Annotated in this window: 18 protein-coding genes; 9 read left to right on the top strand and 9 right to left on the bottom strand. The window is 72.4% G+C overall.

Features of this window, described 5'->3' with window-relative positions; genetic code table 11:
• Nucleotides 1-61 precede the first annotated feature (61 nt).
• Both IEZ08_RS15685 and IEZ08_RS15680 read right to left on the bottom strand, forming a co-directional pair.
• Nucleotides 62-775 carry a M50 family metallopeptidase gene (locus IEZ08_RS15685; RefSeq protein WP_218061735.1) on the bottom strand — a complete coding sequence of 238 codons (714 nt, stop codon included), beginning with the start codon at nt 773-775 and terminating at the stop codon, nt 62-64.
• 135 nt (nt 776-910) lie between these two features.
• Nucleotides 911-3,118 carry a thiamine pyrophosphate-dependent enzyme gene (locus tag IEZ08_RS15680; RefSeq protein WP_068928943.1) on the bottom strand — a complete coding sequence of 736 codons (2,208 nt, stop codon included), beginning with the start codon at nt 3,116-3,118 and terminating at the stop codon, nt 911-913.
• A 211-nt stretch (nt 3,119-3,329) separates the two neighbouring features.
• On the opposite strand from IEZ08_RS15680, the gene IEZ08_RS15675 reads away from it, so the two are divergent.
• Entirely contained in the window at nt 3,330-4,451 is a 1,122-nt protein-coding gene (locus IEZ08_RS15675) for a hypothetical protein (RefSeq protein ID WP_189242371.1), read from the top strand.
• A 156-nt stretch (nt 4,452-4,607) separates the two neighbouring features.
• Here IEZ08_RS15675 and IEZ08_RS15670 read toward each other — a convergent pair whose 3' ends face one another.
• From IEZ08_RS15670 to IEZ08_RS15660, 3 genes are all read right to left on the bottom strand, one after another.
• Nucleotides 4,608-5,465, bottom strand: coding sequence for an ABC transporter permease (locus tag IEZ08_RS15670; RefSeq protein ID WP_068924480.1), 858 nt, complete (start codon nt 5,463-5,465; stop codon nt 4,608-4,610).
• A 28-nt stretch (nt 5,466-5,493) separates the two neighbouring features.
• Nucleotides 5,494-6,468, bottom strand: coding sequence for an ATP-binding cassette domain-containing protein (locus IEZ08_RS15665; protein ID WP_189242370.1), 975 nt, complete (start codon nt 6,466-6,468; stop codon nt 5,494-5,496).
• 341 nt (nt 6,469-6,809) lie between these two features.
• Nucleotides 6,810-7,430 carry an SACE_7040 family transcriptional regulator gene (locus IEZ08_RS15660; protein WP_189242369.1) on the bottom strand — a complete coding sequence of 207 codons (621 nt, stop codon included), beginning with the start codon at nt 7,428-7,430 and terminating at the stop codon, nt 6,810-6,812.
• An 89-nt stretch (nt 7,431-7,519) separates the two neighbouring features.
• On the opposite strand from IEZ08_RS15660, the gene IEZ08_RS15655 reads away from it, so the two are divergent.
• The 7 genes from IEZ08_RS15655 to IEZ08_RS15625 all read left to right on the top strand — a co-directional run bounded on the left by IEZ08_RS15655 (nt 7,520) and on the right by IEZ08_RS15625 (nt 16,217).
• Nucleotides 7,520-9,127: a carboxyl transferase domain-containing protein gene (locus IEZ08_RS15655; protein ID WP_068924473.1), complete on the top strand. Its 1,608-nt coding sequence runs from the start codon at nt 7,520-7,522 to the stop codon at nt 9,125-9,127.
• A 5-nt stretch (nt 9,128-9,132) separates the two neighbouring features.
• Entirely contained in the window at nt 9,133-11,130 is a 1,998-nt protein-coding gene (locus tag IEZ08_RS15650) for an ATP-binding protein (RefSeq protein WP_068928942.1), read from the top strand.
• A gap of 55 nt (nt 11,131-11,185) precedes the next feature.
• Nucleotides 11,186-12,115 (top strand): hydroxymethylglutaryl-CoA lyase, encoded by a 930-nt coding sequence (locus tag IEZ08_RS15645; protein WP_068924472.1) that lies wholly within the window; start codon nt 11,186-11,188, stop codon nt 12,113-12,115.
• A 12-nt stretch (nt 12,116-12,127) separates the two neighbouring features.
• Nucleotides 12,128-13,282, top strand: a complete 1,155-nt coding sequence (locus tag IEZ08_RS15640; RefSeq protein WP_068924471.1) for an acyl-CoA dehydrogenase family protein — start codon at nt 12,128-12,130, stop codon at nt 13,280-13,282.
• A gap of 258 nt (nt 13,283-13,540) precedes the next feature.
• Complete coding sequence (locus IEZ08_RS15635) at nt 13,541-14,446, top strand: oxidoreductase (RefSeq protein ID WP_068924470.1); 906 nt, start codon at nt 13,541-13,543, stop codon at nt 14,444-14,446.
• Between the two features lie 131 nt (nt 14,447-14,577).
• Nucleotides 14,578-15,381 carry a MerR family transcriptional regulator gene (locus tag IEZ08_RS15630; protein ID WP_068924469.1) on the top strand — a complete coding sequence of 268 codons (804 nt, stop codon included), beginning with the start codon at nt 14,578-14,580 and terminating at the stop codon, nt 15,379-15,381.
• Nucleotides 15,381-16,217 carry a hypothetical protein gene (locus IEZ08_RS15625; protein WP_068924468.1) on the top strand — a complete coding sequence of 279 codons (837 nt, stop codon included), beginning with the start codon at nt 15,381-15,383 and terminating at the stop codon, nt 16,215-16,217. The genes IEZ08_RS15630 and IEZ08_RS15625 overlap by 1 nt, the downstream gene beginning before the upstream one ends.
• Here IEZ08_RS15625 and IEZ08_RS15620 read toward each other — a convergent pair.
• Nucleotides 16,214-17,473 carry a GAF domain-containing sensor histidine kinase gene (locus tag IEZ08_RS15620; protein WP_068928941.1) on the bottom strand — a complete coding sequence of 420 codons (1,260 nt, stop codon included), beginning with the start codon at nt 17,471-17,473 and terminating at the stop codon, nt 16,214-16,216. The genes IEZ08_RS15625 and IEZ08_RS15620 overlap by 4 nt on opposite strands.
• A 442-nt stretch (nt 17,474-17,915) precedes the next feature.
• Here IEZ08_RS15620 and IEZ08_RS15615 point away from each other — a divergent pair, with 442 nt between their 5' ends.
• The gene (locus tag IEZ08_RS15615) at nt 17,916-19,259 is read left to right on the top strand and encodes a glycoside hydrolase family 6 protein (protein WP_189242368.1); all 1,344 of its coding nucleotides are present in this window, start codon (nt 17,916-17,918) and stop codon (nt 19,257-19,259) included.
• Nucleotides 19,260-19,353: 94 nt separating this feature from the next.
• On the opposite strand, the gene IEZ08_RS15610 is transcribed toward IEZ08_RS15615, so the two are convergent.
• The 3 genes from IEZ08_RS15610 to IEZ08_RS15600 all read right to left on the bottom strand — a co-directional run bounded on the left by IEZ08_RS15610 (nt 19,354) and on the right by IEZ08_RS15600 (nt 23,042).
• Nucleotides 19,354-21,081 carry a serine/threonine-protein kinase gene (locus tag IEZ08_RS15610; RefSeq protein ID WP_189242367.1) on the bottom strand — a complete coding sequence of 576 codons (1,728 nt, stop codon included), beginning with the start codon at nt 21,079-21,081 and terminating at the stop codon, nt 19,354-19,356.
• Nucleotides 21,082-21,145: 64 nt separating this feature from the next.
• Nucleotides 21,146-22,087, bottom strand: a complete 942-nt coding sequence (locus tag IEZ08_RS15605) for a carbohydrate kinase family protein (protein ID WP_068928939.1) — start codon at nt 22,085-22,087, stop codon at nt 21,146-21,148.
• A 16-nt stretch (nt 22,088-22,103) separates the two neighbouring features.
• On the bottom strand, nt 22,104-23,042 hold the full coding sequence (locus IEZ08_RS15600; RefSeq protein ID WP_068924466.1) for a pseudouridine-5'-phosphate glycosidase: 939 nt from the start codon (nt 23,040-23,042) through the stop codon (nt 22,104-22,106).
• Between the last annotated feature and the right edge of the window lie 12 nt (nt 23,043-23,054).

Raw genomic sequence — 23,054 nt, 5'->3', positions numbered from 1 at the left:
TACAAGTTTTGTCATGGTCCTTCGGAAGGGGCCCGGCGAGGCGGTGAGCCGGGAGGGGTCGTCAGCCGAGACCGGCCGGCAGCGGGACCAGCAGGTAGGCGCCGCCGGCCAGGGACGCGACCGCGACGAGCAGGAACAGCATCACCCATACCCCGGCGGGCAGGACGGTCAGCCGGGCGAGCTGGTCGGCGTCGGAGTCGGGCACGCGGCCGTACCTGCGCTTGCGCCGCAACTCCAGGATCGGCCGGATCCCGCCGAACAGCAGGAACCAGACCGCCAGGTGAGCGATGATCGCGTCCACGTCCGGCGGGGCGTACCAGGTCAGCGCGGCGATCGCCCCGCCGGTGGCCAGCAGGCTCACCACCCCGAACAGGTTGCGGATCAGCAGCAGCATGCAGATCAGCAGCGCGATCACGACGGCGATCAGCACGGCGACGTAGCCCGAGGAGGTCAGCCACGCGCCGCCCAGGCCCAGCAGCGACGGCGCGACGTAACCGGCCGCGGCGGTCAGGATCATGCCGGGACCGGTCGGCCTGCCCCGGGTGAGCGTCACGCCCGAGGTGTCGGAGTGCAGGCGGATGCCCTGGAGCTTGCGCCGGGTGAGCAGCGCCATCAGCGCGTGCCCGCCCTCGTGCGCGATGGTGACCAGTCCCCGGGAGATCTGCCACGAGGTGGACCATGTCACCACGGCCAGCGCCGTGAGCGCGGACAGCAGCACGACCCACTCGTCCGGTCTCGGCTGGGCCGTGGTCAGGGTCACCCACACTTCGGTCAAGGAACGACTCTCCCCGGAGGTTTCGGAACGCCGGAGCAAAGCGTCCCACGACATCCGGTCTGATGGCGACAGCGGGCGGACGCGGGGCGCCGCGGCCCGGGTGCGGTCCAGCCGAAGGGGCCGGTCCGGCGGGGGTCAGCCGAGGAGCTTGCGGGCGGCTTCCTCGATCTCGCCCTCCGAGAGCAGCACGTGCCTGGCGGCCTCACCCAGGGGGACGAAGCTGTCGGAGGAGGTCACCCGGGCGATCCTGCCGGTGAACCCGGCGTCCAGCAACTCGGCGACGATCCCCTCCGAGACGCCGCCGGAGCGGCGGGTCTCGTCGGCGATCAGCACCTTGCCGGTCAGCTCCGCCGCGTGCAGCAGGTCCTCCACCGGCAGCGGGGACAACCAGCGCAGGTCGAGGACCCGGCAGCTGTGCCCCTCGGCGGTGAGCCTGACGGCGGCCCGCAGGCTCATCCGCAGGCCGTTGCCGAAGGTCACGATGGTCAGGTCGCGGCCGTCGCCGTAGCTGCGGGCCCGGCCGACCGGGACGTGCGTCTCCGCCCAGCGGGACGGCGGGACGTACGGCGCCAGCCAGCCGTTGTCACCCTCGTCGAACATGTCCCGGGTGGTGTAGAGGGCGATCGGCTCCAGGAAGACGCAGACGCTGCCGTCGACGCGGGCGGCGGCCAGGCAGGTGCGCAGCATGGCGGCGGCGTCGTCGGGCCGGGCCGGTGAGGCGACGACCAGACCCGGGATGTCGCGCAGGGCGGCCACGGAGTTGTCGTTGTGGAAGTGGCCGCCGAAGCCCTTCTGGTAGGCGTAGGAGGCCACGCGCACCACCATCGGGTTGCGGAAGGCGCCGCGGGAGAAGAAGGACAGGGTCGCGGCCTCGCCGCGGATCTGGTCCAGCGCGTTGTGCAGGTAGGCGAGGTACTGGATCTCGGGGACCGGCACCAGCCCGGCGAGGCCGGAGCCGAGGGCCAGCCCGAGGACGGCCTGCTCGTCCAGGAGGGTGTCGAACACCCGGTTCGCCCCGAAGCGTTTCTGCAGGCCCCGGGTGACGCCGTAGACGCCGCCCTTGCGGGCCACGTCCTCGCCGAAGACCAGCACGTCGGGGTGGGCGGCCAGGGCGTCGGCCAGGGTCCGGTTGATCGCCTGGGAGAGGGTGAGCGGGCCCTCGTGCTCGGGGAGCCGGCCGCCGAAGGCCTTCTCCCGGGAGGCGGCGGCGATCGCGCTGGCCGGGGCGACGGTCTCGGGAGTCCGGGGGGCCAGCGGCTCCATGATGTCGGTGACCGAGGTCAGGCGCGGGCGGCGGGAACTCTCCAGGGCCATCTTGAGCAGGTGCTCACGCGTCGTCTCGTAGTGGGTGAGCACCTCGTCGGGGGTGGTCAGACCGGCCTCGACGAGCAGCCGGGCGGTCGCCACCAGCGGGTCGCGCCCGAGGTCGGCGGTGATCTCCCGCTTGGTCCGGTAGGACAGCTCCACGTCGGAGCCCGCGTGCCCCATCAGCCGGACGGTGCCGATGCGCAGGAAGGCGGGGGAGCGGTGCACGCGGACGTGCTCGGCGGCGGCCCGTGCCACGTCGTGCACGTCGGCCAGGTCGCAGCCGTCGGCCTCGAAGTACTCCAGCAGGGGGTGGTGGGCGGCCTCCACCCAGCCGTCCGGGGTCCGCACGCTGATGCCCAGCCCGTTGTCCTCGCACACGAACAGGACCGGCATCCCCAGGCCCTGGTAGGAGCCGTAGGCGGCGGTGTTGAAGCCGGACAGGGCGCTGGCGTGGTTGACCGAGGCGTCGCCGAAGCTGCACACCGCGATGGCGTCGTCCGGCCACGGGCTCTCCACGCCGAGCCGGCGGGCGTGCTCGACGGCGAAGGCCACGCCCGCCGCGCGCGGCAGGTGGCTGGCGATCGTGGAGGTCTGCGGGATCACCGCGAGGTCGGGGTGGCCGAAGACCTTGTGCCGGCCGCCGGCGATCGGCTCCTCGGCCGCGGCCACCAGGCCGAGCAGTACGTCGCGCAGGCCCTCCTCGGGCAGCCGCCCGGCCATCGCGGACCGTGTCAGGTAGAAGGCCCCGGAACGGTAGTGCAGCAGGGCCGGGTCGGTGACGCGCAGGGCCGCGGCGACGGCCGCGTTGCCCTCGTGACCCGCCGAGCCGATGGTGTAGAACCCCTCGCCCTGCTCGCGCAGCCAGCGCGCGGCGACATCCAGCAGCCGGCTGCCGAGCTGGAACTCGAACAGCTCCCGGCAGCGCGCTCCGGTCAGGGTCGTCCCCGCGCGCACCGGCAGGCCCGGATCGCGGGGAGCCCCGGGGACCAGGGCCGCCACCGCCTCGGCGAAGTGGGTCTCAACAGCGTCGCGCACCACAAGCACGATTATGTCTCCGCAAGCCGGTCTCGTCGCCGTCCTTCACCGCATTCGTTCGCCACGGTAAGTGGATCGGTCCTATTCGACAGTTATTAATAACTGTTTGTAAGATTTGTCAACGTTTACCGCCTTATAGACGTCTACTTGGGAGAACCATTACGTGGCACCCTCATGCCGCGTTCACGCAACCGGGAGGATGGACACCCGCATGTTGCAACGCACCCGATCCATCGTCGTCGCGGCGGCCATCGGAGCCGGAGCCCTGGCTCTCGCCCCGGCCGCGACGGCCGCCACGGGGGCTCCCTCGTCGGCCCCCGTCGTCGCCGGCGCGGAGGCCGCCCCCGCGCCCGTCAGCACCAAGATCGTCGATTTCGACGCCACTCCCGACGAGGTCCTCAAGGGCAAGGGCATCAAGGTCTCCGGCCAGTTGCTCAAGGAGAACGAGGACAAGAGCTGGAAGGGCTACGCCGACCAGGAGGTGGCGATCACCTTCCAGGCCAGGGGCACGGACGCCTACCGGCAGATCGTCAAGGTCAAGACCGGTTCGGACGGCTCGTTCTCGGCCACGGTCACGGCCGAGGAGACCGGCTGGTGGCGGGCGGAATTCGCCAAGACCTCCGCCGCCAGGGACTCGGTCAGCCAGAGCGACCGCGTCGACGTCAAGGAACCACCGAAGTTCGTCTACAGCCGGATCGTCGACTTCCACGTCTGGCCCCGTACGGTGGACGAGGGCGACACGATCCACGTCCGAGGCCGCCTGCAGGTCGAGACTGACAAGGGCTGGGACGGATACCGGGGCCAGAAGGTCCACATCGTGTTCCGGGCCGACGGCGCGTCCCGCTGGGAGCACGTGGTCTCCGACTGGACCGACCGCCACGGCCGCTTCGGCGCCGACCTGGACGCGAGAGCCTCCGGGCACTGGCGCGCCGTGTTCGAGGGGGCCAAGGGCGTCAAGGGCAGCGGCAGCGACGCCGTCCACGTGACGGTCCGCGAGCCGGAGCCCGAGCCCGAGCGCGAGGCCAGCCGGGTCGTCAAGTTCAACGCCTCGCCGGAACCGGTCCGCCACGCCCGGTACCTGAAGTTCACCGGCAAGCTCCAGGTCCGCGACGACTGGGGCTGGGACGGCTACCGCGCCAAGGTCGGGCTGTACTTCAAGCCCAAGGGCTCGCACAAGTGGTACTTCGTGAAGAACACGTGGTCCACCGGGAGCGGCAAGCTCTACACCAAGGTCAAGGCGTACCAGTCCGGCTACTGGAAGTTCGTCTTCAAGGGCGACGAGGACTTCTACGGCGACTCCAGCCGCAGTGACTACGTCCGCGTCAAGCGCTGATCCGAGGTCGGGAGCTGACCCGAGCGGGCCCTGACGGAGCCGGGGCCCGCGGACCCCGGGCGCGCCCCCCCGAGGGCGGGCCCGGCCGTGAGCGGCGGCCCGGGTGCTCGAGCACCCGGGCCGCCCCGTGTCCGGGACGTCAGCGTGTCCGGGACGTCAGTCGCTCCTGCGGAACTGGGCGACCGCCACTCCCAGCAGGACGGCGCCGATGAGGGCGACCAGGCCGAGCTCCAGCGGGACCGGGACCTGCCAGCCGAACCAGCTCACGCCGGGGTTGAGCGTGGCGTCCACCTCGGGCGGCACGTCCAGGCGGGAGAAGACCGCCTGGCGCATCGGGTCCACCGCGTAGGTGAGCGGGTTCACCGTGGTCAGGACGTGCAGCCAGGAGGGCAGGTTCCCCAGGGGGAACATCGCGCCGGACAGGAACATCATCGGCATGACGGCCATCTGCATCAGACCGAAGAAGGTCTGCATGTTCTTCATCCGCGCGGCCAGCGTGACGCCGAACGCGGTGATGGTGAAGGCCGCCAGGAACATCTCCGCCAGCAGCGTCACCATCAGCAGCGGGTCGTACGGCACGCCGACGGCTCCCGCCAGGGCGAGGATGACGACGCCCTGACCGACCGCGACCAGCGCCCCGCCCAGGCACTTGCCCACCACGATCGCCCCCCGGCTGACCGGGGCGACGAGCATCTCCCGCAGGAAGCCGAACTCGCGGTCCCACACGATGGACCCGGCCGAGAACATCGCGGTCATGATGACCGTCATCGCGATCATGCCGGGGTACATGAACGTGCGGTAGTCGATGCCCGGGATCGCCCCCTGGGCCAGCGAACCGAACCCGGTGCCCATCACGAACAGCCACAGCACCGGCTGGACGAGCATCGAGAGCATGCGGGTGCGGTCGTTGACGAAGCGCAGCATCTCCCGGTGGAGCACGACCTTGACCGCGCGCACGTCGTGTCCGGCGCTGCGGAGCGGGATCCGCACGCCCGCCACGTCGGTGGCCATCATCTGCCTCCTCGATATCCGTGCGGGCCGTTCAGCGGCGGGCCATGACCCGCATCCAGGCGTTCATCGAGTTCTCGGCCTCGGCGTCGCGGATGGTCGATCCGGTGTAGGACATGAACACGTCGTCGAGAGACGGCCGCGACACGCTCACCGAGCGGATCGGCACACCCAGTTCGGCGAAGAGCCGGGGGACGAACTGCTCGCCCGAGGCGACCGCGAACGTCACCTGGCCCTCGCGGACCGCGGCCTCCAGCCCGAAGCGCTCGCCCAGCGCGGTGATCGCGGCGTCGTCGTCGGCGGTCTGGATCTGGACCCGGTCCTCGCCGACGCTCGCCTTGAGCGCCTCCGGGGAGTCGATCACGACGATCTCCCCGTGGTCGATGATCGCGATCCGGTCGCAGAACTCGGCCTCGTCCATGTAGTGGGTGGTCATGAAGATCGTGATGTCCTCGGCGCGCCGGAGCCGGTTGATGTAGCCCCAGATGGCCGAGCGGGTCTGCGGGTCCAGCCCGACGGTGGGCTCGTCCAGGAACAGCACCCTGGGGGAGTGCAGCAACCCCCGGGCGATCTCCAGCCGGCGCTTCATGCCGCCGGAGAAGTTCTGGACCTTGTCGCCCCTGCGCTCCCACAGGGCGACCATCTCCATCACCTGCCTGATCCGGTCGCCCACCAGCGCCCTGGGCACGCCGTACAGCTCGGCGTGGAACCTGAGGTTCTGCTCGGCGGTCAGGTATCCGTCCAGTGTCGGATCCTGGAAGACCAACCCGATGTTGCGCCGCACCTCGTCGCGCTCGCGCACCACATCGTGCCCGGCGACCGTGGCCGAGCCGCCGGTGGGGTGGGCGAGCGTGCAGAGCATGCTGATCGTGGTGGTCTTGCCCGCGCCGTTCGGCCCGAGGAATCCGAACACCTCGCCGGGCGCCACCTCGAAGCCGATGCCCTTGACGGCCTCGATCTTCCCGTAGGTCTTCGTGAGGTCCCTGACCGCCACCGCCGGTTCAGCCATCGCCACCGCCCTCCGTGCGTCTCGCCTGATTCTTCTCCGTGAGCCCGGTTCCGTCTTGTCATTGCCCCTAGGGCGAAATATACCGAATATCAAGATATAATAAAGATATATCTTTATAGGTGGCAGGGTAGCCCCTGATCGGGGGCTCGGATCCCGGCTCCGGTGCCGGTGCCGGTGCCGGTGCCGGTGCCGGTGCCGGTGCCGGTGCCGGTGGCGGTGGCGGTGGCGGTGGCGGTGGCGGTGGCGGTGGCGGACGGTTGGGCGCCGCGGCCGGGTGCGCGGTCCGCATGCCGCCCGGGGCGCGCGTCCGTGCCGGTCGTGCGCCCCTTTGTTAGTAACCGTTAATTTCCGGCTTGCGCGAGCTGATTTCCGGCCTGCGCGAGCGCCGCGCGGGCCATCGCGCGCAGCAGCGGGGCCATCGTCTCCGGGGGGAGCTCGCCCGCGCTGTGCGGAGTGGAGTTGAGCAGCCCGAAGACCGCGTGGGTGGCGGCGCGCAGCCGGGACGGCGGGCAGCCGGGGTAGAGCTCGCTCAGCACCGTGACCCATTCCTCGACGTACAGGCGCTGGAGCCGGCGGATCTGCCGCCGGGCCGGCTCGGGGACGTTGCCGAGCTCGCGGTCGTGCACGGTGATCAGCGCGGGATGGCCGAGCGCGAACTCGATCTGACCGTTGAGCAGCCCGTCCAGCGCGTTCTCGGCATCCGGGGCCGCGGTGACCCGGGCGGCCGCCGAGGCGTGCAGCCGCCCGCTGATGTCCAGCAGCATCTCGGCCAGCAGCGCCTCCTTGCCGCTGAAGTGCCGGTACAGGGCGGGGCCCGAGGTGCCGACCGCCGCGCCGATGTCCTCGATGGAGACGCCGTGGAAGCCGCGCGCCGCGAACAGCCTGGCGGCGGCGTCCAGGATCTCCGTGCGCCGAGACCCGCGATTGCGGGTAGGGGTCTGGGCAGTCGTCACCTTTCGCATGGTAGACGGTGACGTTAATGATGACTAACATCCTCGGCAGGGTTAGTGACCGTTAACCCCGGCGACGGAGCCGGGTGGAGGGGGCTCACATGGGTGGCTGGCCGGTGCTGCGGAGCACCTGCGACCCGGGCGGCGAGGCGTTCAAGGCCAACGCCGGGACCAACGAGCGGCTCGTCGCCGACCTGCGCGAGCGGGTCGCGACCGCCGCGCTGGGCGGTCCGGAGAAGGCGCGGGCCCGGCACGTCTCGCGCGGCAAGCTGCTGCCCCGCGACCGGGTGGACACCCTGCTCGACGCCGGTTCGCGCTTCCTGGAGCTCTCCCAGCTGGCGGCCACCGGCCTGTACGGCGACGAGGCCCCCGCCGCCGGGATCATCACCGGCGTCGGCCGGATCTCCGGCCGCGAGTGCGTGGTCGTCGCCAACGACGCCACCGTCAAGGGCGGCACCTACTACCCGATCACGGTCAAGAAGCACCTGCGGGCCCAGGAGGTCGCCCTCTGCAACAACCTGCCGTGCGTCTACCTCGTCGACTCCGGCGGCGCGTTCCTGCCCCGGCAGGACGAGGTCTTCCCGGACCGCGAGCACTTCGGCCGGATCTTCTACAACCAGGCCACCATGTCGGCGCGGGGCATCCCGCAGATCGCCGCGGTCCTCGGCTCCTGCACGGCGGGCGGCGCCTACGTCCCGGCGATGAGCGACGAGGCCGTCATCGTGCGGAACCAGGGCACGATCTTCCTGGGCGGCCCGCCGCTGGTGAAGGCCGCCACCGGTGAGGAGGTCACCGCCGAGGAACTGGGCGGCGGCGACCTGCACGCCCGGGTCAGCGGCGTCACCGACCACCTGGCCGAGGACGACGCGCACGCGCTGCGGATCGTCCGCGACATCGTCTCGACCCTGGGCCCCCGGCCGCCCGCGCCGTGGGAGCGCGCGCCCTCCGAGGAGCCCGCGCACGACCCCCGCGACCTGTACGGCATCGTCCCCGCCGACACCCGCACGCCGTACGACGTCCGCGAGGTCATCGCCCGCATCGTCGACGGCAGCCGCTTCGGCGAGTTCAAGGCCGAGTACGGTTCCACCCTCGTCACCGGCTTCGCCCGCATCCACGGCCACCCGGTCGGGATCATCGCCAACAACGGCATCCTGTTCGCCGAGTCCGCGCTCAAGGGCGCGCACTTCATCGAGCTGTGCGACCGCCGCTCCATCCCGCTGGTCTTCCTGCAGAACATCAGCGGCTTCATGGTCGGCAGGGCCTACGAGGCCGGGGGCATCGCCAAGCACGGCGCGAAGATGGTCACCGCCGTCTCCTGCGCCCGGGTGCCCAAGTTCACCGTCGTCATCGGCGGCTCGTTCGGCGCGGGCAACTACGCCATGGCCGGGCGCGCCTACTCGCCCCGCTTCCTGTGGATGTGGCCCAACGCCCGCATCTCGGTGATGGGCGGCGAGCAGGCCGCCACCGTGCTCGCCACCGTCCGCCGCGACCAGCTCGGCGACTCCTGGAGCGCGCAGGAGGAAGAGGAGTTCAAGCGGCCCATCCGCGAGCAGTACGAGAACCAGGGCAACCCCTACTACTCCACCGCCCGCCTGTGGGACGACGGCGTCATCGACCCGCTCGACACCCGCACCGTCCTGGGCCTGGCCCTGTCCGCCTCGGCCAACGCCCCCCTCGACCCTGTCGGCTACGGCGTCTTCCGGATGTGACCGCGATGTTCCACACCGTCCTCATCGCCAACCGGGGCGAGATCGCCCTGCGGATCATCCGCACCCTCCGGCGGCTGGGCATCCGCTCGGCCGCCGTCCACAGCGACGCCGACGCCGGGGCCCGGCACGCCCGCGAGGCCGACGTCGCGGTCCGGCTGCCCGGGGGCTACCTCGACATCGAGGCCATCGTCGAGGCCGCCGCGGCCACCGGAGCCCAGGCCGTCCACCCCGGCTACGGCTTCCTGGCGGAGAACACCGCCTTCGCCCGGCGCTGCGCCGAGGCCGGGCTGGTCTTCGTCGGGCCGCCGCCGGAGGCCATCGAGGCCATGGGCGACAAGATCCGCGCCAAGGCGACCGTCGCGGCGGCCGGGGTGCCGGTGGTCCCCGGCGCGGCCGAGCCGGACGACGACCTGCTCACCGCCGCCATCGGCTTCCCCGCGCTGATCAAGCCGTCGGCCGGCGGCGGCGGCAAGGGCATGGTGCTGGTCCGCTCCGCCGCCGAGCTGCCGGACGCGCTGGAGTCCGCCCGCCGTACGGCCGCCGCCGCGTTCGGCGACGCGACCCTGCTGATCGAGCGGTTCGTGGAGAACCCCCGGCACATCGAGATCCAGGTGCTGGCCGACGCCCACGGCAACGTCATCCACCTGGGCGAGCGCGAGTGCAGCCTGCAGCGCCGGCACCAGAAGATCATCGAGGAGGCGCCGTCCCCGCTGCTGGACCCGGAGACCCGGGCCCGGATGGGCGCCGCCGCGGTGGAGGCGGCCCGGTCCGTCGGCTACGTCGGCGCCGGGACGGTGGAGTTCATCGTCCAGGGCTCCACGGCCGACTACTACTTCATGGAGATGAACACCCGCCTGCAGGTCGAGCACCCGGTCACCGAGATGGTCACCGGCCTGGACCTGGTCGAGCTCCAGCTGCGGGTGGCGGCGGGCGAGCCGCTCCCGCTCACCCAGGACGGCGTACGGCTCCACGGCCACGCCGTCGAGGCCCGCGTCTACGCCGAGGACCCCGCCCGCGGCTTCCTGCCGACCGGCGGCCGCATCCTCGCCCTCCACGAACCCGGCACCCCCGGCGAGGTCCGGGTGGACTCCGGTCTCATGGTCGGCGGGACGGTCGGCAGCGACTACGACCCGATGTTGTCGAAGGTCATCGCCTGGGGGCCCGACCGCGCGAGCGCGCTGCGCACCCTCGACGGCGCCCTCGCCGCGACGACCGTCCTCGGTGTGACGACGAACATCGCGTTCCTGCGGGCACTGATCACCCACCCCGGGGTGACCGCGGGAGACCTCGACACCGGCCTGGTCGAGCGGCACCTCGACGCCCTGGTCCCGGGGACGGGGGCGCCCGAGGACGTCCTGGCCGCCGCCGCCCTGGTCCTCCAGCACGAGTGGGTGCCCGCCGCCCCGGCCGACCCGTGGGACGTCCCGGACGGCTGGCGGCCCGGCTCCCCGGCCGCCTGGACCACCTGCCGCCTGGAGAGCCGCGACGGCGCCGCCGACATCGGCGTGCGGGGCCTGCCCGCCTCCGGCGCCGAGGTCCGGCTCCCCCCGCGGGAGACCGGTGACGCCGCGGAACCGGGAGCGGGCAGGACCGTACGGGCACGCCTGGAGACAGACGGATCGGTGCTGCTGGTCACCCTCGACGGGGTACGGCGGCGCTACGCGGTCGCCCGCGACGGCGACACGGTCTGGCTCGGCCGCGACGGGAACGCCTGGGCGCTCACCCGCCACCACCTGGGCGACCCGGGGGACCGGGCGGGTGCGGCCGGGACCGGGGACGGCGTGGTCCGCAGCCCGATGCCCGGCACCGTGCTCGTGGTGAAGGCGACGGCCGGGGAGCGGGTCGAGGAGGGCCAGCCGCTGGTCATCGTCGAGGCGATGAAGATGGAGCACACCGTGACCGCCCCCGCGGCGGGAACGGTCGCCGAGCTGCCGGTCCGCGCGGGCCAGGCGGTCGACATGGACGCGGTCCTGGCCGTCGTCCGGCGGGACGGGGAGGCGTGATGGCCGGGGCGCGCGGCGGGAGCCGTACCGGACGGAGGGCCGGACGGAGGGCCGGATGGAGGACCGGGTGGAGGGTGTGACGCGGGAGCCGTACCGGATGGAGGGCCTGCCGGAGCGGGTCACGGTCTACGAGGTCGGGCCGCGCGACGGGCTGCAGAACGAGTCCGCGGTGGTCCCCGTCGAGGTCAAGGCCGAGTTCGTGGCCCGGCTGGCGGCGGCCGGGCACCGGGTGATCGAGGCGACGAGCTTCGTCCACCCCAAATGGGTGCCGCAGCTGGCCGACGCCGCCGAGCTGCTGACGTCGATGGAGCGGGCGCCCGGGGTCCGCTACCCGGTGCTCGTGCCCAACGAGCGCGGCCTCGACCGGGCGCTCGAACACGGTGTCACGGAGATCGCGATCTTCGGCAGCGCCACCGAGACGTTCGCCGCCAAGAACCTCAACCGCACGCTCGACTCGCAGTTCGAGATGTTCGCGCCGGTCGTCTCACGGGCGCTGGAGCACGGGCTGAAGGTCAGGGCGTACGTCTCGATGTGCTTCGGTGACCCGTGGGAGGGGCCGACCCCGGTCGCCCAGGTCGTCGAGGTGGGGCGCAGGCTGCTCGACCTCGGCTGCTACGAGCTCTCGCTCGGCGACACCATCGGCGTCGGCACCCCCGGGCACGTGACCGCCCTGATCGAGGCGTTCGGCGGCCCCGAGAAGCTGGCGGTGCACTTCCACGACACCTACGGCCAGGCCCTGGCCAACACGCTGGCGGCGCTGCGCGCGGGCGTGACCGTGGTGGACGCCTCCACCGGCGGCATCGGCGGCTGCCCGTACGCCGAGAGCGCCACCGGCAACCTCGCCACCGAGGACCTGGTCTGGATGCTGCACGGCCTCGGCGTGGAGACCGGCCTCGACCTGAACACGCTGGTGGAGACCAGCACCTGGCTGGCCGCCCGGCTCGGCCGCCCCAGTCCCTCCCGGGTCGTCCAGGCCCTCTCCTAGGAGTTCGAACCCATGAAGCTGACCGAAGAGTACGAGGACCTGCGCAAGACCGTCGAGGCCTTCGCCCGCGACGTGGTGGCCCCGGTGATCGGCGAGCTGTACGAACGCGAGGAGTTCCCCTACGACATCGTCCGCCAGATGGGCCAGATGGGCCTGTTCGGCCTGCCCATCCCGGAGGAGTACGGCGGCATGGGCGGCGACTACTTCGCGCTCTGCCTGGCCCTGGAGGAACTGGCCCGGGTCGACTCCAGCGTCTCGATCACCGTGGAGGCCGCGGTCTCGCTGGGCGCGATGCCGATCTACCGGTTCGGCACGGCCGAGCAGCGCGCCGAGTGGCTGCCGAAGCTGACCACCGGCGAGATGCTGGGCGCCTTCGGCCTGACCGAGCCGGGCGGCGGCTCCGACGTGCCGGGCGGCATGCGGACCACGGCCGTGCTCGACGGGAACGAGTGGGTGATCAACGGTTCGAAGGCGTTCATCACCAACTCCGGCACCGACATCACCGGCGTCGTCGGCGTGGCCGCGATCACCGGGCGGCGCGCCGACGGCCGTCCCGAGATCTCCACGATCCTGGTCCCGGCGGGCACGCCCGGCTTCACCGTCGCCAAGAAGTACTCCAAGGTCGGCTGGAACTGCTCCGACACCCGCGAGCTGTCCTTCACCGACTGCCGGGTGCCCGCGGAGAACCTGCTCGGCGAGCGCGGCCGGGGCTACGCGCAGTTCCTGCAGACCCTCGACGAGGGCCGCGTCGCGATCGCGGCGCTCTCGGTCGGCCTGGCCCAGGGCTGCGTGGACGAGTGCCTGCGCTACGTCCGCGACCGCCAGGCGTTCGGTCACCCGATCGGCCACTACCAGGCCATCCAGTTCAAGATCGCCGACATGGAGGTCCGCACCCACACCGCCCGCCTGGCCTACTACCACGCGGCGGAGAAGATGCTGGCCGGCGAGCCGTTCAAGAAGGAGGCGGCCATCGCCAAGCTGGTCTCCTCCAACGCCGCGATGGACAACGCCCGCGACGCCACCCAGATCTTCGGCGGGTACGGGTTCATGAACGAGTACCCGGTCGGCCGCTTCTACCGCGACGCGAAGATCCTGGAGATCGGCGAGGGCACCAGCGAGGTCCAGCGCATGCTGATCGCCCGCCAGCTCGGCCTGGGCGACCTCTGATCCGGAGCCGGGCGCGCCGGCGAGGGCGGCGCCGTCGTCGGCGCCGCCCGTGCCGACGCCGGTGCCGCCCCGGTCGGCTGTTTCGCCCGGTCGGCTACTTGGGCTCGAAGAGCATGTAGTCGATCTTTCCGTCGGCGTCGACGGAGACCTTCATGGAGTACTTCTGCCCGGGCGGGATGGAGCCGGAAAGGGGGTGACGCCGCGGGCCGCCGCCGTGCAGGCGGAGAAACTCTCCCGATCCGGGGAAGGGCAGAAGTCATGAGCACAGGCCGCTGGAGCTATGACGACATCCCCGATCAGAACGGGCGGATCGCGGTGGTCACCGGGGCGGACTCCGGGATCGGCCTCCAGACCGCCCGGGCACTGGCGGTCAAGGGCGCCACGGTGGTGCTGGCCTGCCGCGACACGGTCAAGGCCGCGCGCGCGGCCGAACTCGTCGGTCCCCGTGCCGAGGTCGTCCCGGTGGACCTGGCCTCACTGGCCTCCGTACGGCGGTCGGCCGGGCAGGTGCGGGACCGGTACGGCCGGATCGATCTGCTGATCAACAACGCCGGGGTGATGGCGACGCCGCCGGTCCGGACCGTCGACGGGTTCGAACTGCAACTGGCCGTCAACCATCTGGGGCACTTCGCGCTGACCGGCCTCCTGCTCGATCTGATGATGCCGGTGCCCGGCTCCCGGGTCGTCACCGTCGCCAGCCTCGCCCACCACTGGGGCTGGATCGGGCTGGACGACCTGAACTCCGAGCGCTCCTACAACCGCTTCGCCGCCTACGGCCGCGCGAAACTGGCCAACGTGTTGTTCACCTATGAGCTCCAGCGCCGTCTGAGCGCCGGAGGCGTTCAGACGGCGGCACTGGCGGCCCACCCGGGGCTGGTGGGCGGCACCGCGATCTCCCGCTCCCTGCCCGGGGTGATCCGCTTCCTCAACCGCACCGCCGGGCCGCTGCTGTTCCAGACGGCACCCATGGGCGCCTTGCCCACGTTACGCGCCGCCACCGACCCCGGAGCCCGGGGAGGCGACTACTACGGCCCCTCCGGACCGGCAGGGGTGGGCGGACATCCGGTCCGGGCCCGTTCCAGCGGCCGTTCGCGCGACGCCGTCCTGCAGGCGAAGGTGTGGGACGAGTCCGAGCGCCTGACCGGGATCCGCTACCCTCTGTGACTTCCCTCCGCAGCCCGGTCCGCCGGTCGCGCGGGCGGCGGACATCCAGCCGGCCTGTCGCCGCGGTTCCGCGCCCGGCGATCCCGTGGCGTGTTTGACCTTGACGTAGCGTCAACGTTTCTAATGAGGGCATGCGGATCGGCGAACTCGCCGCGCTGGTCGGGGTGTCCACCCGGACCGTGCGCCACTACCACCAGCTGGGTCTTCTCCCCGAGCCGGTACGGCTGCCCAACGGCTACCGCGAATACCGGCTCCGGGACGCGGTCGTCCTGGCGCGGGTGCGGAGGCTGGCCGAGCTGGGCCTGTCCCTGGAGGAGATCCGCGACGTGCTCGCCGACGACCAGGGCAAGGAGCTTCGCGAGGTGCTGGCGGAGCTGGACGCCGACCTGGCCAGGCAGCAGGAGGCGATCGCCCTGCGGCGGGCCCGGCTGGCCGCGCTGCTGGCGGAGGCGGATCTGCACCCGGACTCGACGGTCTCTCCCGACGTGGCGGCGCTGTTGCGCGATCTGTCGTCCGGGGGCACGGCGGTCGCCGCGATCGACCGGGAGATGCTGGCCCTGGTGGACACCGCGGCCGACCCGGTCGAGCGGGAGCGGATGATCGGCATGCTGCGCCCGCTCACCGAGCCCGAGGCCCTGGCCCGCGGGCACGAGCTGTACAGGCGGATCGACGAGCTCGCCGGCGCAGAGCTCGACGATCCCCGCATCCCCCCGCTCGCCGCCGACCTCGTCGCCCACCTTCCCGGGGAGATGGCGGCGGCGATGGTCGAGCACATGCCCCGGGATCTCGGATCCCAGCCCGTTGCCGCCACCTCTCCGCCCGGCCCGCGAGAGTCCGGGGGCGGGGCGTGGCTGGAGGCGCTGGCCACCGAGCTGTCCCCGGCTCAGATCGAGGTGTTCGTGCAGGCCATGACCATTGTGAAGGAGAGTGCGTGATGCTCAAGGTCGCCCGTGCCGCGCTGTTCGCCGTCCTGCCCGTCGAACTGCTGGTCGCGGTCCTGCTGGTGTCGGGGGTGTCGCTTCCCCTCCCGGTGATCGTGGCGGCTGAGACACTCGTGGCGGCGGTGTTCCTCCTGGAGACGGCGGTCGCCTGGCGGCTGTTCCGGGCCGAGCGCCGCGGCGGCGCGGGCCGGCGGGCGGCGCTGCGGGCGACCGTCCACCGGCTGGTGCCGGTGAAGGTGCGCAGGATCATGGAGTTCGAGCTGAGGAGCGTGCTCAGTCTTCTCCAGTGGGCCGTGCGCCACCGCGCCGGGATGTCGCCCGGTGCCACCGCGGTGCCGTACTGGGGAGGGCAGGCCACGATGTGGGTGATGTTGATGTTCGCGATGGTCGTGGAGACGGTGGGCGTGGAGATCCTCCTGCGGGCGCTGGAGGTGCCGGACGGGGTGCGGATCACGGTGCTGGTGCTCGACGTCTACGGGATCCTGTACGGCCTGGCGCTCGCCGCGGCCTGCGTCACCCGGCCCCACGTGGTCTCCGCCGACGAGCTGCGCGTCCGCTACGGCGTCTACCTCGACCTGCGCATCCCCCGCGAGCTGATCTCCTCGGTGCGGACGGCTCGCAACTACAACGAGCCCGGCATGGTGAGCGTGCGGGACGGGCGGCTCGGCGTGGCGGTCTCCTCCCAGACGAACGTGGTCGTGACGCTGTCGGAGCCCGTCACCGTCGTCCGGCCCCTGGGGGAGAGCGCCGAGGTCACCGAGGTCCGCTTCTTCGCCGAAGCCCCCGCCGGGGTCCTCGCCGCCCTCCAGCCCCTTCCCAGCCGCCTCTAGCGGCGCACGGCCCGGCCGTTGCCCCGGGCGGCCTCCGACAGCGTGCCGTCGGCCCTGCCGGGCAGGCTGATGCGCACCCTGGTGCCGCGGCCGGGCCTGCTGTCGATGTGCACCCGCCCGCTGTGCAGCTGGACGATCTTGTTGGTGATGGACAGCCCCACGCCGGTGCCGCTGATCGCCCGTTCCTCCGCCTCGCCGCCGCGGTAGAAGTCCTCCAGCACGTGCTCCAGGTCCGCCGGGGTGATGCCGATGCCGGTGTCGCGCACCTCGATCGTCGGGACCGGTCCGTCCTCGACGACGGCGATGACGCTCCCGCCGGGCGGGGTGAACTTGATGGCGTTGTCCAGGACCTGGGCCAGCGCGTGCTCCAGCCGGGCGGCGTCGGCCCACACCATCACCGGGCCGGGGGCGCGCACGTCCACGAGCAGGTGGCATTCGCGGGCGACGGGCATGACCTTCTCCACCGCGCGCCGGGCCAGTTCGGACAGGTCCACCTCACCCGGGCGGTGGGCGGCGGTGCGGGCGTTGAGGCTGGCCATCAGCAGCAGGTCGTCGATCAGCGCCAGGATGCGCTGGCTGTTGCGCTCGATCACCCGCAGGAACTTCTGCTCGGTCACCTCGTCCAGCTCGCCGTCCCGGATCAGCTGCAGGTAGCTGGAGATCGAGGTCAGCGGGGTGCGCAGCTCGTGGTTGACGGTGCTCAGGAACTGGTTCTTCAGCTCCTCCGTCTCCCGCAGCCGGGTGACGATCTCGTCGGCGCGCTGGGTGTAGTAACGGGCCTCCATCAGACCGGCGACGGCGGTGGCCAGCGTGGTCAGCGCCTGGTGCTGGTCCTCGGTCAGATGGCGCGGCATGTGGTCCATCACGCACACCGCGCCCAGGGCGTGGTCGTGGCTGGTGACGATCGGCGCGCCGCAGTAGAACCGCACGTACGGCTCACCGGTCACCCACGGGTTCTCGATGAAGCGCTCGTCGGACAGCGCGTCGGGTATCTCCAGGACGTCGCGGCTGCAGATGACGTACGAGCACGCCGTCGCCTCCCGGCCGCCGCGGGTCACGGTGATGCCGACGCGGCCCTTGTAGTCCTGGCCTTCGCTGTCGATGAGGGTGACGAGCGCGAGCGGCGCCTGGCAGAGGGTCGCGGCGAGCCGTGCGATGGAGGTGAAGTCGGGCTCGGGCATGGCGGTCAGGGAACGCAGGGTGGCCAGTTCCGCCACGCGCTCGGCTTCGTCGGACGGTATCGGGATGGAAACCATGGGATCCTCCACTCACGCTCATGATTGCCGTGGAACGGTCGTGGTGGGTGACGCCCCGCTACAGCCGCACTGGCCGGACTCCGGACCAGGGGTTCCCCTACCCACTCGACGAGTCGACATAACCGATATATCCGCAGGTAGAAGTATTCCGGCTGGTCTCCCGCGCCGGTCGCGCCCGCCTCCCCGGCAGGCCCGCCGTACGCCGCGGAGCCGCAGTCCTCGTCACCGCGGCCGGCGGACGGAGCCGGTCAGCGGTCGGAGCCGGCCGGCGTCGGCGCGGTCCCGCAGCCGGGACGCCGTGAAACTTTCACCGGCCGGGCACGGCGTTCGCGCAGTTCGAGGGCTTCCGCGCCCCTGAGGGAGGCCGCTCGCGTTAGGCGGGGCGGGGGGGTGGGCGGTTAGCGTGGGAGCGCTCTCTGCAGCCCCCCGAGGAGTTCATCCCATGTCACGAAAGTCCGTTCTGGCGACGGTGTGCGCGGCGCTGGTCGTCGCGGCCGGCGCCGCGGTGTCGCTGACCGCCGGAGCCGCCGGCGCCGCCGCGGCCGACTCGTCCTTCTACGTCGACCCGGAGACCAGCGCGGCCAAGTGGGTCGCGGCCAACCCCGGTGACCACCGGGCCCCGGTCATCCGCGACCGGATCGCCGCGGTGCCCCAGGCCCGCTGGTTCACCACGACCAACACCTCCACGGTCCGCTCCCAGGTGTCGGCGTTCGTCGGCGCGGCGGCGAACGCGGGCAAGGCCCCCATCCTGGTCGTCTACAACATCCCCAACCGCGACTGCAGCGGCGCGAGCACCGGCGGCGCCCCCAGCCACACGGCCTACCGGCAGTGGATCGACGAGCTCGCCGCGGGTCTCCAGGGACGCCCGGCCTCGATCATCCTCGAACCGGATGTGCTTCCGATCATGACCAACTGCATGAGCTCCTCCCAGCAGCAGGAGGTCAACGCCTCCATGGCCTACGCGGGCAAGAAGCTCAAGGCCGCCTCGGCGCAGGCGAAGGTCTACTTCGACATCGGGCACTCGGGCTGGCTGGGCGCGGGCGAGGCCGCCAACCGCCTTCGGGCCGCCGGCGTCGCGGACAGCGCGGACGGCATCTCGCTCAACGTCTCCAACTACCGGTGGACCTCCACCGAGGTGGCGTACGCCAAGAGCGTCATCTCCGCCACCGGAGTCTCCCGGCTCCGCGCGGTCGTCGACACCAGCCGCAACGGCAACGGTCCGCTGGGCAGCGAGTGGTGCGACCCCGCCGGGCGGGCCATCGGCACCCCGAGCACGACCGCCACGGGCGACTCCATGATCGACGCCTTCCTCTGGATCAAGCTGCCGGGCGAGGCCGACGGCTGCATCGCCGGGGCCGGGCAGTTCGTCCCGCAGCGGGCCTACGACCTGGCCATGGCGGCGCCCCAGCCCACCGTGACCCCCACCGTGACGCCGACCGTGACCCCCACCGTGACCCCCACGGTGACGCCGACCGGCGGTAAGGAGTGCACGGCCTCCTACAAGGTCCTCAACTCCTGGCAGGGCGGGTTCCAGGCCGAGGTGACGGTCAGGAACACCGGCGGCGCGGCCCTGTCCGGCTGGACGGTGAGCTGGTCCTTCCCGAACGGCCAGACCGTCACCCAGCTCTGGAACGGCCGGCACAGCCAGAGCGGAGCGGCCGTCACGGTGCGGAACGCCGACCACAACGGCAACCTCTCCGCCGGGGCCTCGTCGTCCTTCGGCTTCACCGGCGGCTCGTCCGGGAGCAACGGGGTCCCGTCCCCGGTGAGCTGCTCGGCCGCCTGACCTCCCTCGATCCGGTACGGCCCGTGCCCGGCGCCTCTCCGCCGGGCGCGGGCCGTTACCGTGTTCCGGCGGTATGGCCCGCCCCCGGCGGGCGTCAGCTGGGCAGCTGGGCGTCCAGGCGGTAGCCGTCCACGGTCACGTAGACCTGGTCGCCCGGGCGGGCGTTCAGGCGCATCAGCACGGGCTGGAGCGAGTCGAAGACCGGGTGGTCCCGCCAGACGAGGACCACCGCGTTGTCGCCCGGGCCGGTCACCGAGAGCAGGGTGCCGGGACGCATGCCCAGCTGGGTCGCGTAGCCCTCCGGGACGGCCACCGGGGCGCCCCGCAGGTGCTCGCTGGTCACCTCGATCCGCTGCCAGCGGCTGGGATCGGTGGCCGGGCTCGTCTGCGGGGGCATCGGGGCGCGCTGACTGGTGATCAGGTGCGGACGGCTGTTGCCGGACAGCGCCGAGAGCGTGGCCAGGGCGGCCCGCGGGTCGATCGTGGAGGTGTTGACCTGGGGGACGGGCTGGCCGCCGCGGTGGTGGCCGTTGGCGCCGGGCGTACGGCGGGGCAGCTGCCGGGTGGTCTCGGCGGCCGGGGCGGTCTCGGGCTTCGTGCTCGCGGCGAGCGCGTCCAGCCAGGCCTGGGCCGAGCGGGCGCGGATGCCGAGCTGGTGCTCCATGAGCACGACGATGTCGGCGTCGGCCGGTTTGGCCGCCAGCAGCTGCCGGGTGCGTTCGCGCAGGCCGGTCAGGTCGCCGACGACGAGCCAGCCGTCCTGGAGCCTCCGGTCGGGCATCAGGGTGACCAGGACCCGCCAGAGCGGGGTGCGGAGCGTGGGGACCTCGACGGGGTGGGCGGGGTCGGCGCCGATGAGCTGCTCCTCGGTGGCGGCGGCGCCCAGCCACTCGGTGAGCCCGAACATGTGCCCGGTGAGCGGGGCGGACTCCGAGGAGCGCAGCCAGAGCAGCAGGCGCTCCTCGGCGGCGCGCTGGGCCGCGGACAGGGCGCCGAGGTCGGCGTTCAGCTTGTGGGCGAGGGCGCGCAGGCTGATCGGGTCGACGGCGAACAGGCGGTCCACGGCGACCGCGCGCTCCAGCGGGTCCCAGTCGCGGAACATGGTGTCCACCAGGCGGACCAGCGGGTATTCGCTGAGGTCGGGCTGGGCCGGGACGGCGGGCGGTCCGGACTGCCGGGCCGGGAGCGGCGGCGCCTGGGGCTCGGAGGCGGCGGGGAAGGGCCGGGTGGCGGGCGCGCCCGGGACGGCCTGGCCGGGTGTACCCGGGACCGGCTGCGCGGGTGCGCCCGCGGGGGCGGCCTGCGCGGGTGCACCGGCGGGAGAGGGGGCGGGGGCGGCCTGCGCCGGTGCGGTCGCGGGGGCGGCCTGCGCGGCCGGAGCGGGCTGCTCGACGGTCTGCGGGATCTGGCCCAGCACCTCGCGGAACATCGCGGTGACCAGAACCTCGGGGGAGGCCGGCACGGAGGGTCCGGTGAGGTCCCCGGCCGTCAGGCGGCGCAGCCGGGACCAGCCGCCCAGGCCGTTGATCGCCGAGCGCGCGGGCTCGGGCCAGCCGGGCAGGGTCGGGTCGACCGTGTGCACGTGCAGGGCGGGCAGGACGTCGCTCAGCGGCAGGTGGTCCCAGCGGGACACCGAGAGCCGGGCCAGCCGGTCGCAGATCCAGTCCAGGCCCGCGGTGCCGAGGGCTTTGGGCAGGGTGACGGAGGACCACCAGCCCGCGGGCAGGCGGGGATCGGCGAGGGCTTCGGCGACCTGCTGCTGACGACTCCAGCGCAGGGCCGGTACCAGATCACTCAGGCAGATCGATGACTCGGCATCCATCGGCGGACCGCAACCTCCCCAAAGTGACGCATGTGGCTAATGGTGCAGCCTACGCCGCAAGCTATCAATTGGTAGTAAGAGGGTAAAGCTGCTTGGAACCCAAATCCGACTGAAGGATACGCGGCCGACCCCCGATGACGGTAACGGCCTCGGCTCCGGCCCGGCATCCGGCGGCTATCGCGGCCTCGTCGTCCGCCCCGGTCAGCAGGGCGGTCAGCAGCCCGGCGGCGAAGGCGTCGCCGGCCCCGGTGCAGTCGACCACCTCGGCGGGCAGCCCGGGGCTCCGGGCGACGACGTGCCCGTCCCGGGCCATCAGCGCGCCCCCGGGACCGAGCTTCACGGCCGCCGTGCCGTACGCGAGGCTGAGCCGCTCGGCCGCCCGTTCGACGGAGGTCTCACCCGCCAGCAGCAGCGCCTCGTCCTGGTTCGGGATGATCAGCCGGGCCGCGCGGGTCTCCCGGACGAACCGCTCGGGCCCGAAGGCCCGCAGGAAACCGGCGGAGGCGGGGTCCACGCTGGTCGTCACCCCGCGCCGCGCCGCCTCGGCCACGGCCAGCCGGGACAGCCGCAGGCCCGGCTCGGCGAACAGGGTGTAGCCCGACAGGTGCAGGTGGGCCACACCGTCGAGCAAGTTCTCCTCCCAGTCGTCGGTGCCGAGGTGCCCGCCCGCGCCCCGGTTGGTGAGCATGGACCGTTCCCCGGTCACGTCCACCATGGCGATCACCACGGCGGTCGGCCGCTCGGGGTCCACCCGCAGGTGCGGCCGGACCCCGCTGCGCCGCAGCTCCGCGCGGTGCCACTCGCCGGTGTCGGAGCCGACCCTGGTCAGGATCCGGGCGTCGGCGCCCAGGCGGGCGGCCCACGAGGCCGTGTTGGCCCCCGAGCCGCCCGGACGGAGCACGATGTCGGCGGCGGTGTCCGTCCCGGCCTCCAGGCACGAGAGGCCCGCCCCGCCGTGAAGCGCGACGACGTCGGTGACCACGTCGCCGATGACCAGGAGCCCCATCTCGGTCACGGATGCCTCAGCTTTCCTTGCTCCATGATGTCGCGATCTGTCCTGCGATGCGGGTGTTTCCACGTACGGCAGCGAGATTGGCCTCCAGGGAGGCGCCGTCGGTGCCGCGCACCAGGTAGTCGAGGAGGAACGGGGTGATGGCCTGGCCGGTGACCTTCTCGCGCTCCGCGGCGGCCAGCGCCTCGGCGAGCACCCGATCGTGCAGAGCGGGGTCCAGCTGCTCGGCCGGCGGCACCGGGTTGGCCACGATCAGCGCGGTCCCCGGGCCGCCGAGGGCGTCCTGGGCCCGCATGATCGCGGCGGCCTGCTCCGGGGCCTCGATCCGCCAGTCGAGGCGCTCGCCGGAGCTGTGCAGGTAGAACCCGGGGAACTCGTCGGTGCGGAACCCGACGACGGTGACGCCCCGGGTCTCCAGCCGCTGCAGGGTGGCGGGAACGTCCAGGATCGACTTCACCCCCGCGCAGACGACGGTGATGCGGGTACGGCTGAGCGTGTCGAGGTCGGCGGACTCGTCCTGGCTGTCGGCCCATCCCCGGTGCACCCCGCCGAGACCGCCGGTGGCGAAGACGCGGATGCCCGCCCGCGCGGCCAGGAACGAGGTGGCCGAGACCGTGGTCGCCCCGCTGGCCCGCAGCGCCGTCGCGGCGGGCAGATCGCGCAAGCCCAGCTTGCGCAGGCCGGGCTCGGTGGAGATCCGCTTGAGCTCGCCCGGGTCCAGGCCGATGCGCGCGACCCCGTCCAGCACGGCGATCGTCGCCGGGACCGCGCCGGCCTCGCGGACGATCTCCTCCAGTTCGAGCGCCACCTCAAGATTGCGCGGCTGCGGGAGGCCGTGCGAGATGATCGTGGACTCCAGTGCCACGACCGGCGCACCCTGTGCCAGCGCCGCCGACACCTCCTGGGACGGGCGGAGAGGGGTGCCGGTCGACTGCTGGGTGGTACGCATGGGCTGGTTCTG

The sequence above is a fragment of the Planobispora rosea genome, assembly GCF_014648175.1.
GTDB lineage: Bacteria > Actinomycetota > Actinomycetes > Streptosporangiales > Streptosporangiaceae > Planobispora > Planobispora rosea.
This window is presented reverse-complemented; position numbering and strand designations above follow the sequence as displayed.

Coding starts and splice junctions, on each gene's coding strand:
- IEZ08_RS15665 (WP_189242370.1), bottom strand. CDS start 6,468: ATGGCTGAACCGGCGGTGGCGGTCAGGGACCTCACGAAGACCTACGGG.
- IEZ08_RS15645 (WP_068924472.1), top strand. CDS start 11,186: ATGGAGGACCGGGTGGAGGGTGTGACGCGGGAGCCGTACCGGATGGAG.
- IEZ08_RS15635 (WP_068924470.1), top strand. CDS start 13,541: ATGAGCACAGGCCGCTGGAGCTATGACGACATCCCCGATCAGAACGGG.
- IEZ08_RS15615 (WP_189242368.1), top strand. CDS start 17,916: ATGTCACGAAAGTCCGTTCTGGCGACGGTGTGCGCGGCGCTGGTCGTC.
- IEZ08_RS15600 (WP_068924466.1), bottom strand. CDS start 23,042: ATGCGTACCACCCAGCAGTCGACCGGCACCCCTCTCCGCCCGTCCCAG.
- IEZ08_RS15670 (WP_068924480.1), bottom strand. CDS start 5,465: ATGATGGCCACCGACGTGGCGGGCGTGCGGATCCCGCTCCGCAGCGCC.
- IEZ08_RS15610 (WP_189242367.1), bottom strand. CDS start 21,081: ATGGATGCCGAGTCATCGATCTGCCTGAGTGATCTGGTACCGGCCCTG.
- IEZ08_RS15640 (WP_068924471.1), top strand. CDS start 12,128: ATGAAGCTGACCGAAGAGTACGAGGACCTGCGCAAGACCGTCGAGGCC.
- IEZ08_RS15630 (WP_068924469.1), top strand. CDS start 14,578: ATGCGGATCGGCGAACTCGCCGCGCTGGTCGGGGTGTCCACCCGGACC.
- IEZ08_RS15660 (WP_189242369.1), bottom strand. CDS start 7,430: ATGCGAAAGGTGACGACTGCCCAGACCCCTACCCGCAATCGCGGGTCT.
- IEZ08_RS15620 (WP_068928941.1), bottom strand. CDS start 17,473: ATGGTTTCCATCCCGATACCGTCCGACGAAGCCGAGCGCGTGGCGGAA.
- IEZ08_RS15650 (WP_068928942.1), top strand. CDS start 9,133: ATGTTCCACACCGTCCTCATCGCCAACCGGGGCGAGATCGCCCTGCGG.
- IEZ08_RS15605 (WP_068928939.1), bottom strand. CDS start 22,087: ATGGGGCTCCTGGTCATCGGCGACGTGGTCACCGACGTCGTCGCGCTT.
- IEZ08_RS15625 (WP_068924468.1), top strand. CDS start 15,381: ATGCTCAAGGTCGCCCGTGCCGCGCTGTTCGCCGTCCTGCCCGTCGAA.
- IEZ08_RS15675 (WP_189242371.1), top strand. CDS start 3,330: ATGTTGCAACGCACCCGATCCATCGTCGTCGCGGCGGCCATCGGAGCC.
- IEZ08_RS15655 (WP_068924473.1), top strand. CDS start 7,520: ATGGGTGGCTGGCCGGTGCTGCGGAGCACCTGCGACCCGGGCGGCGAG.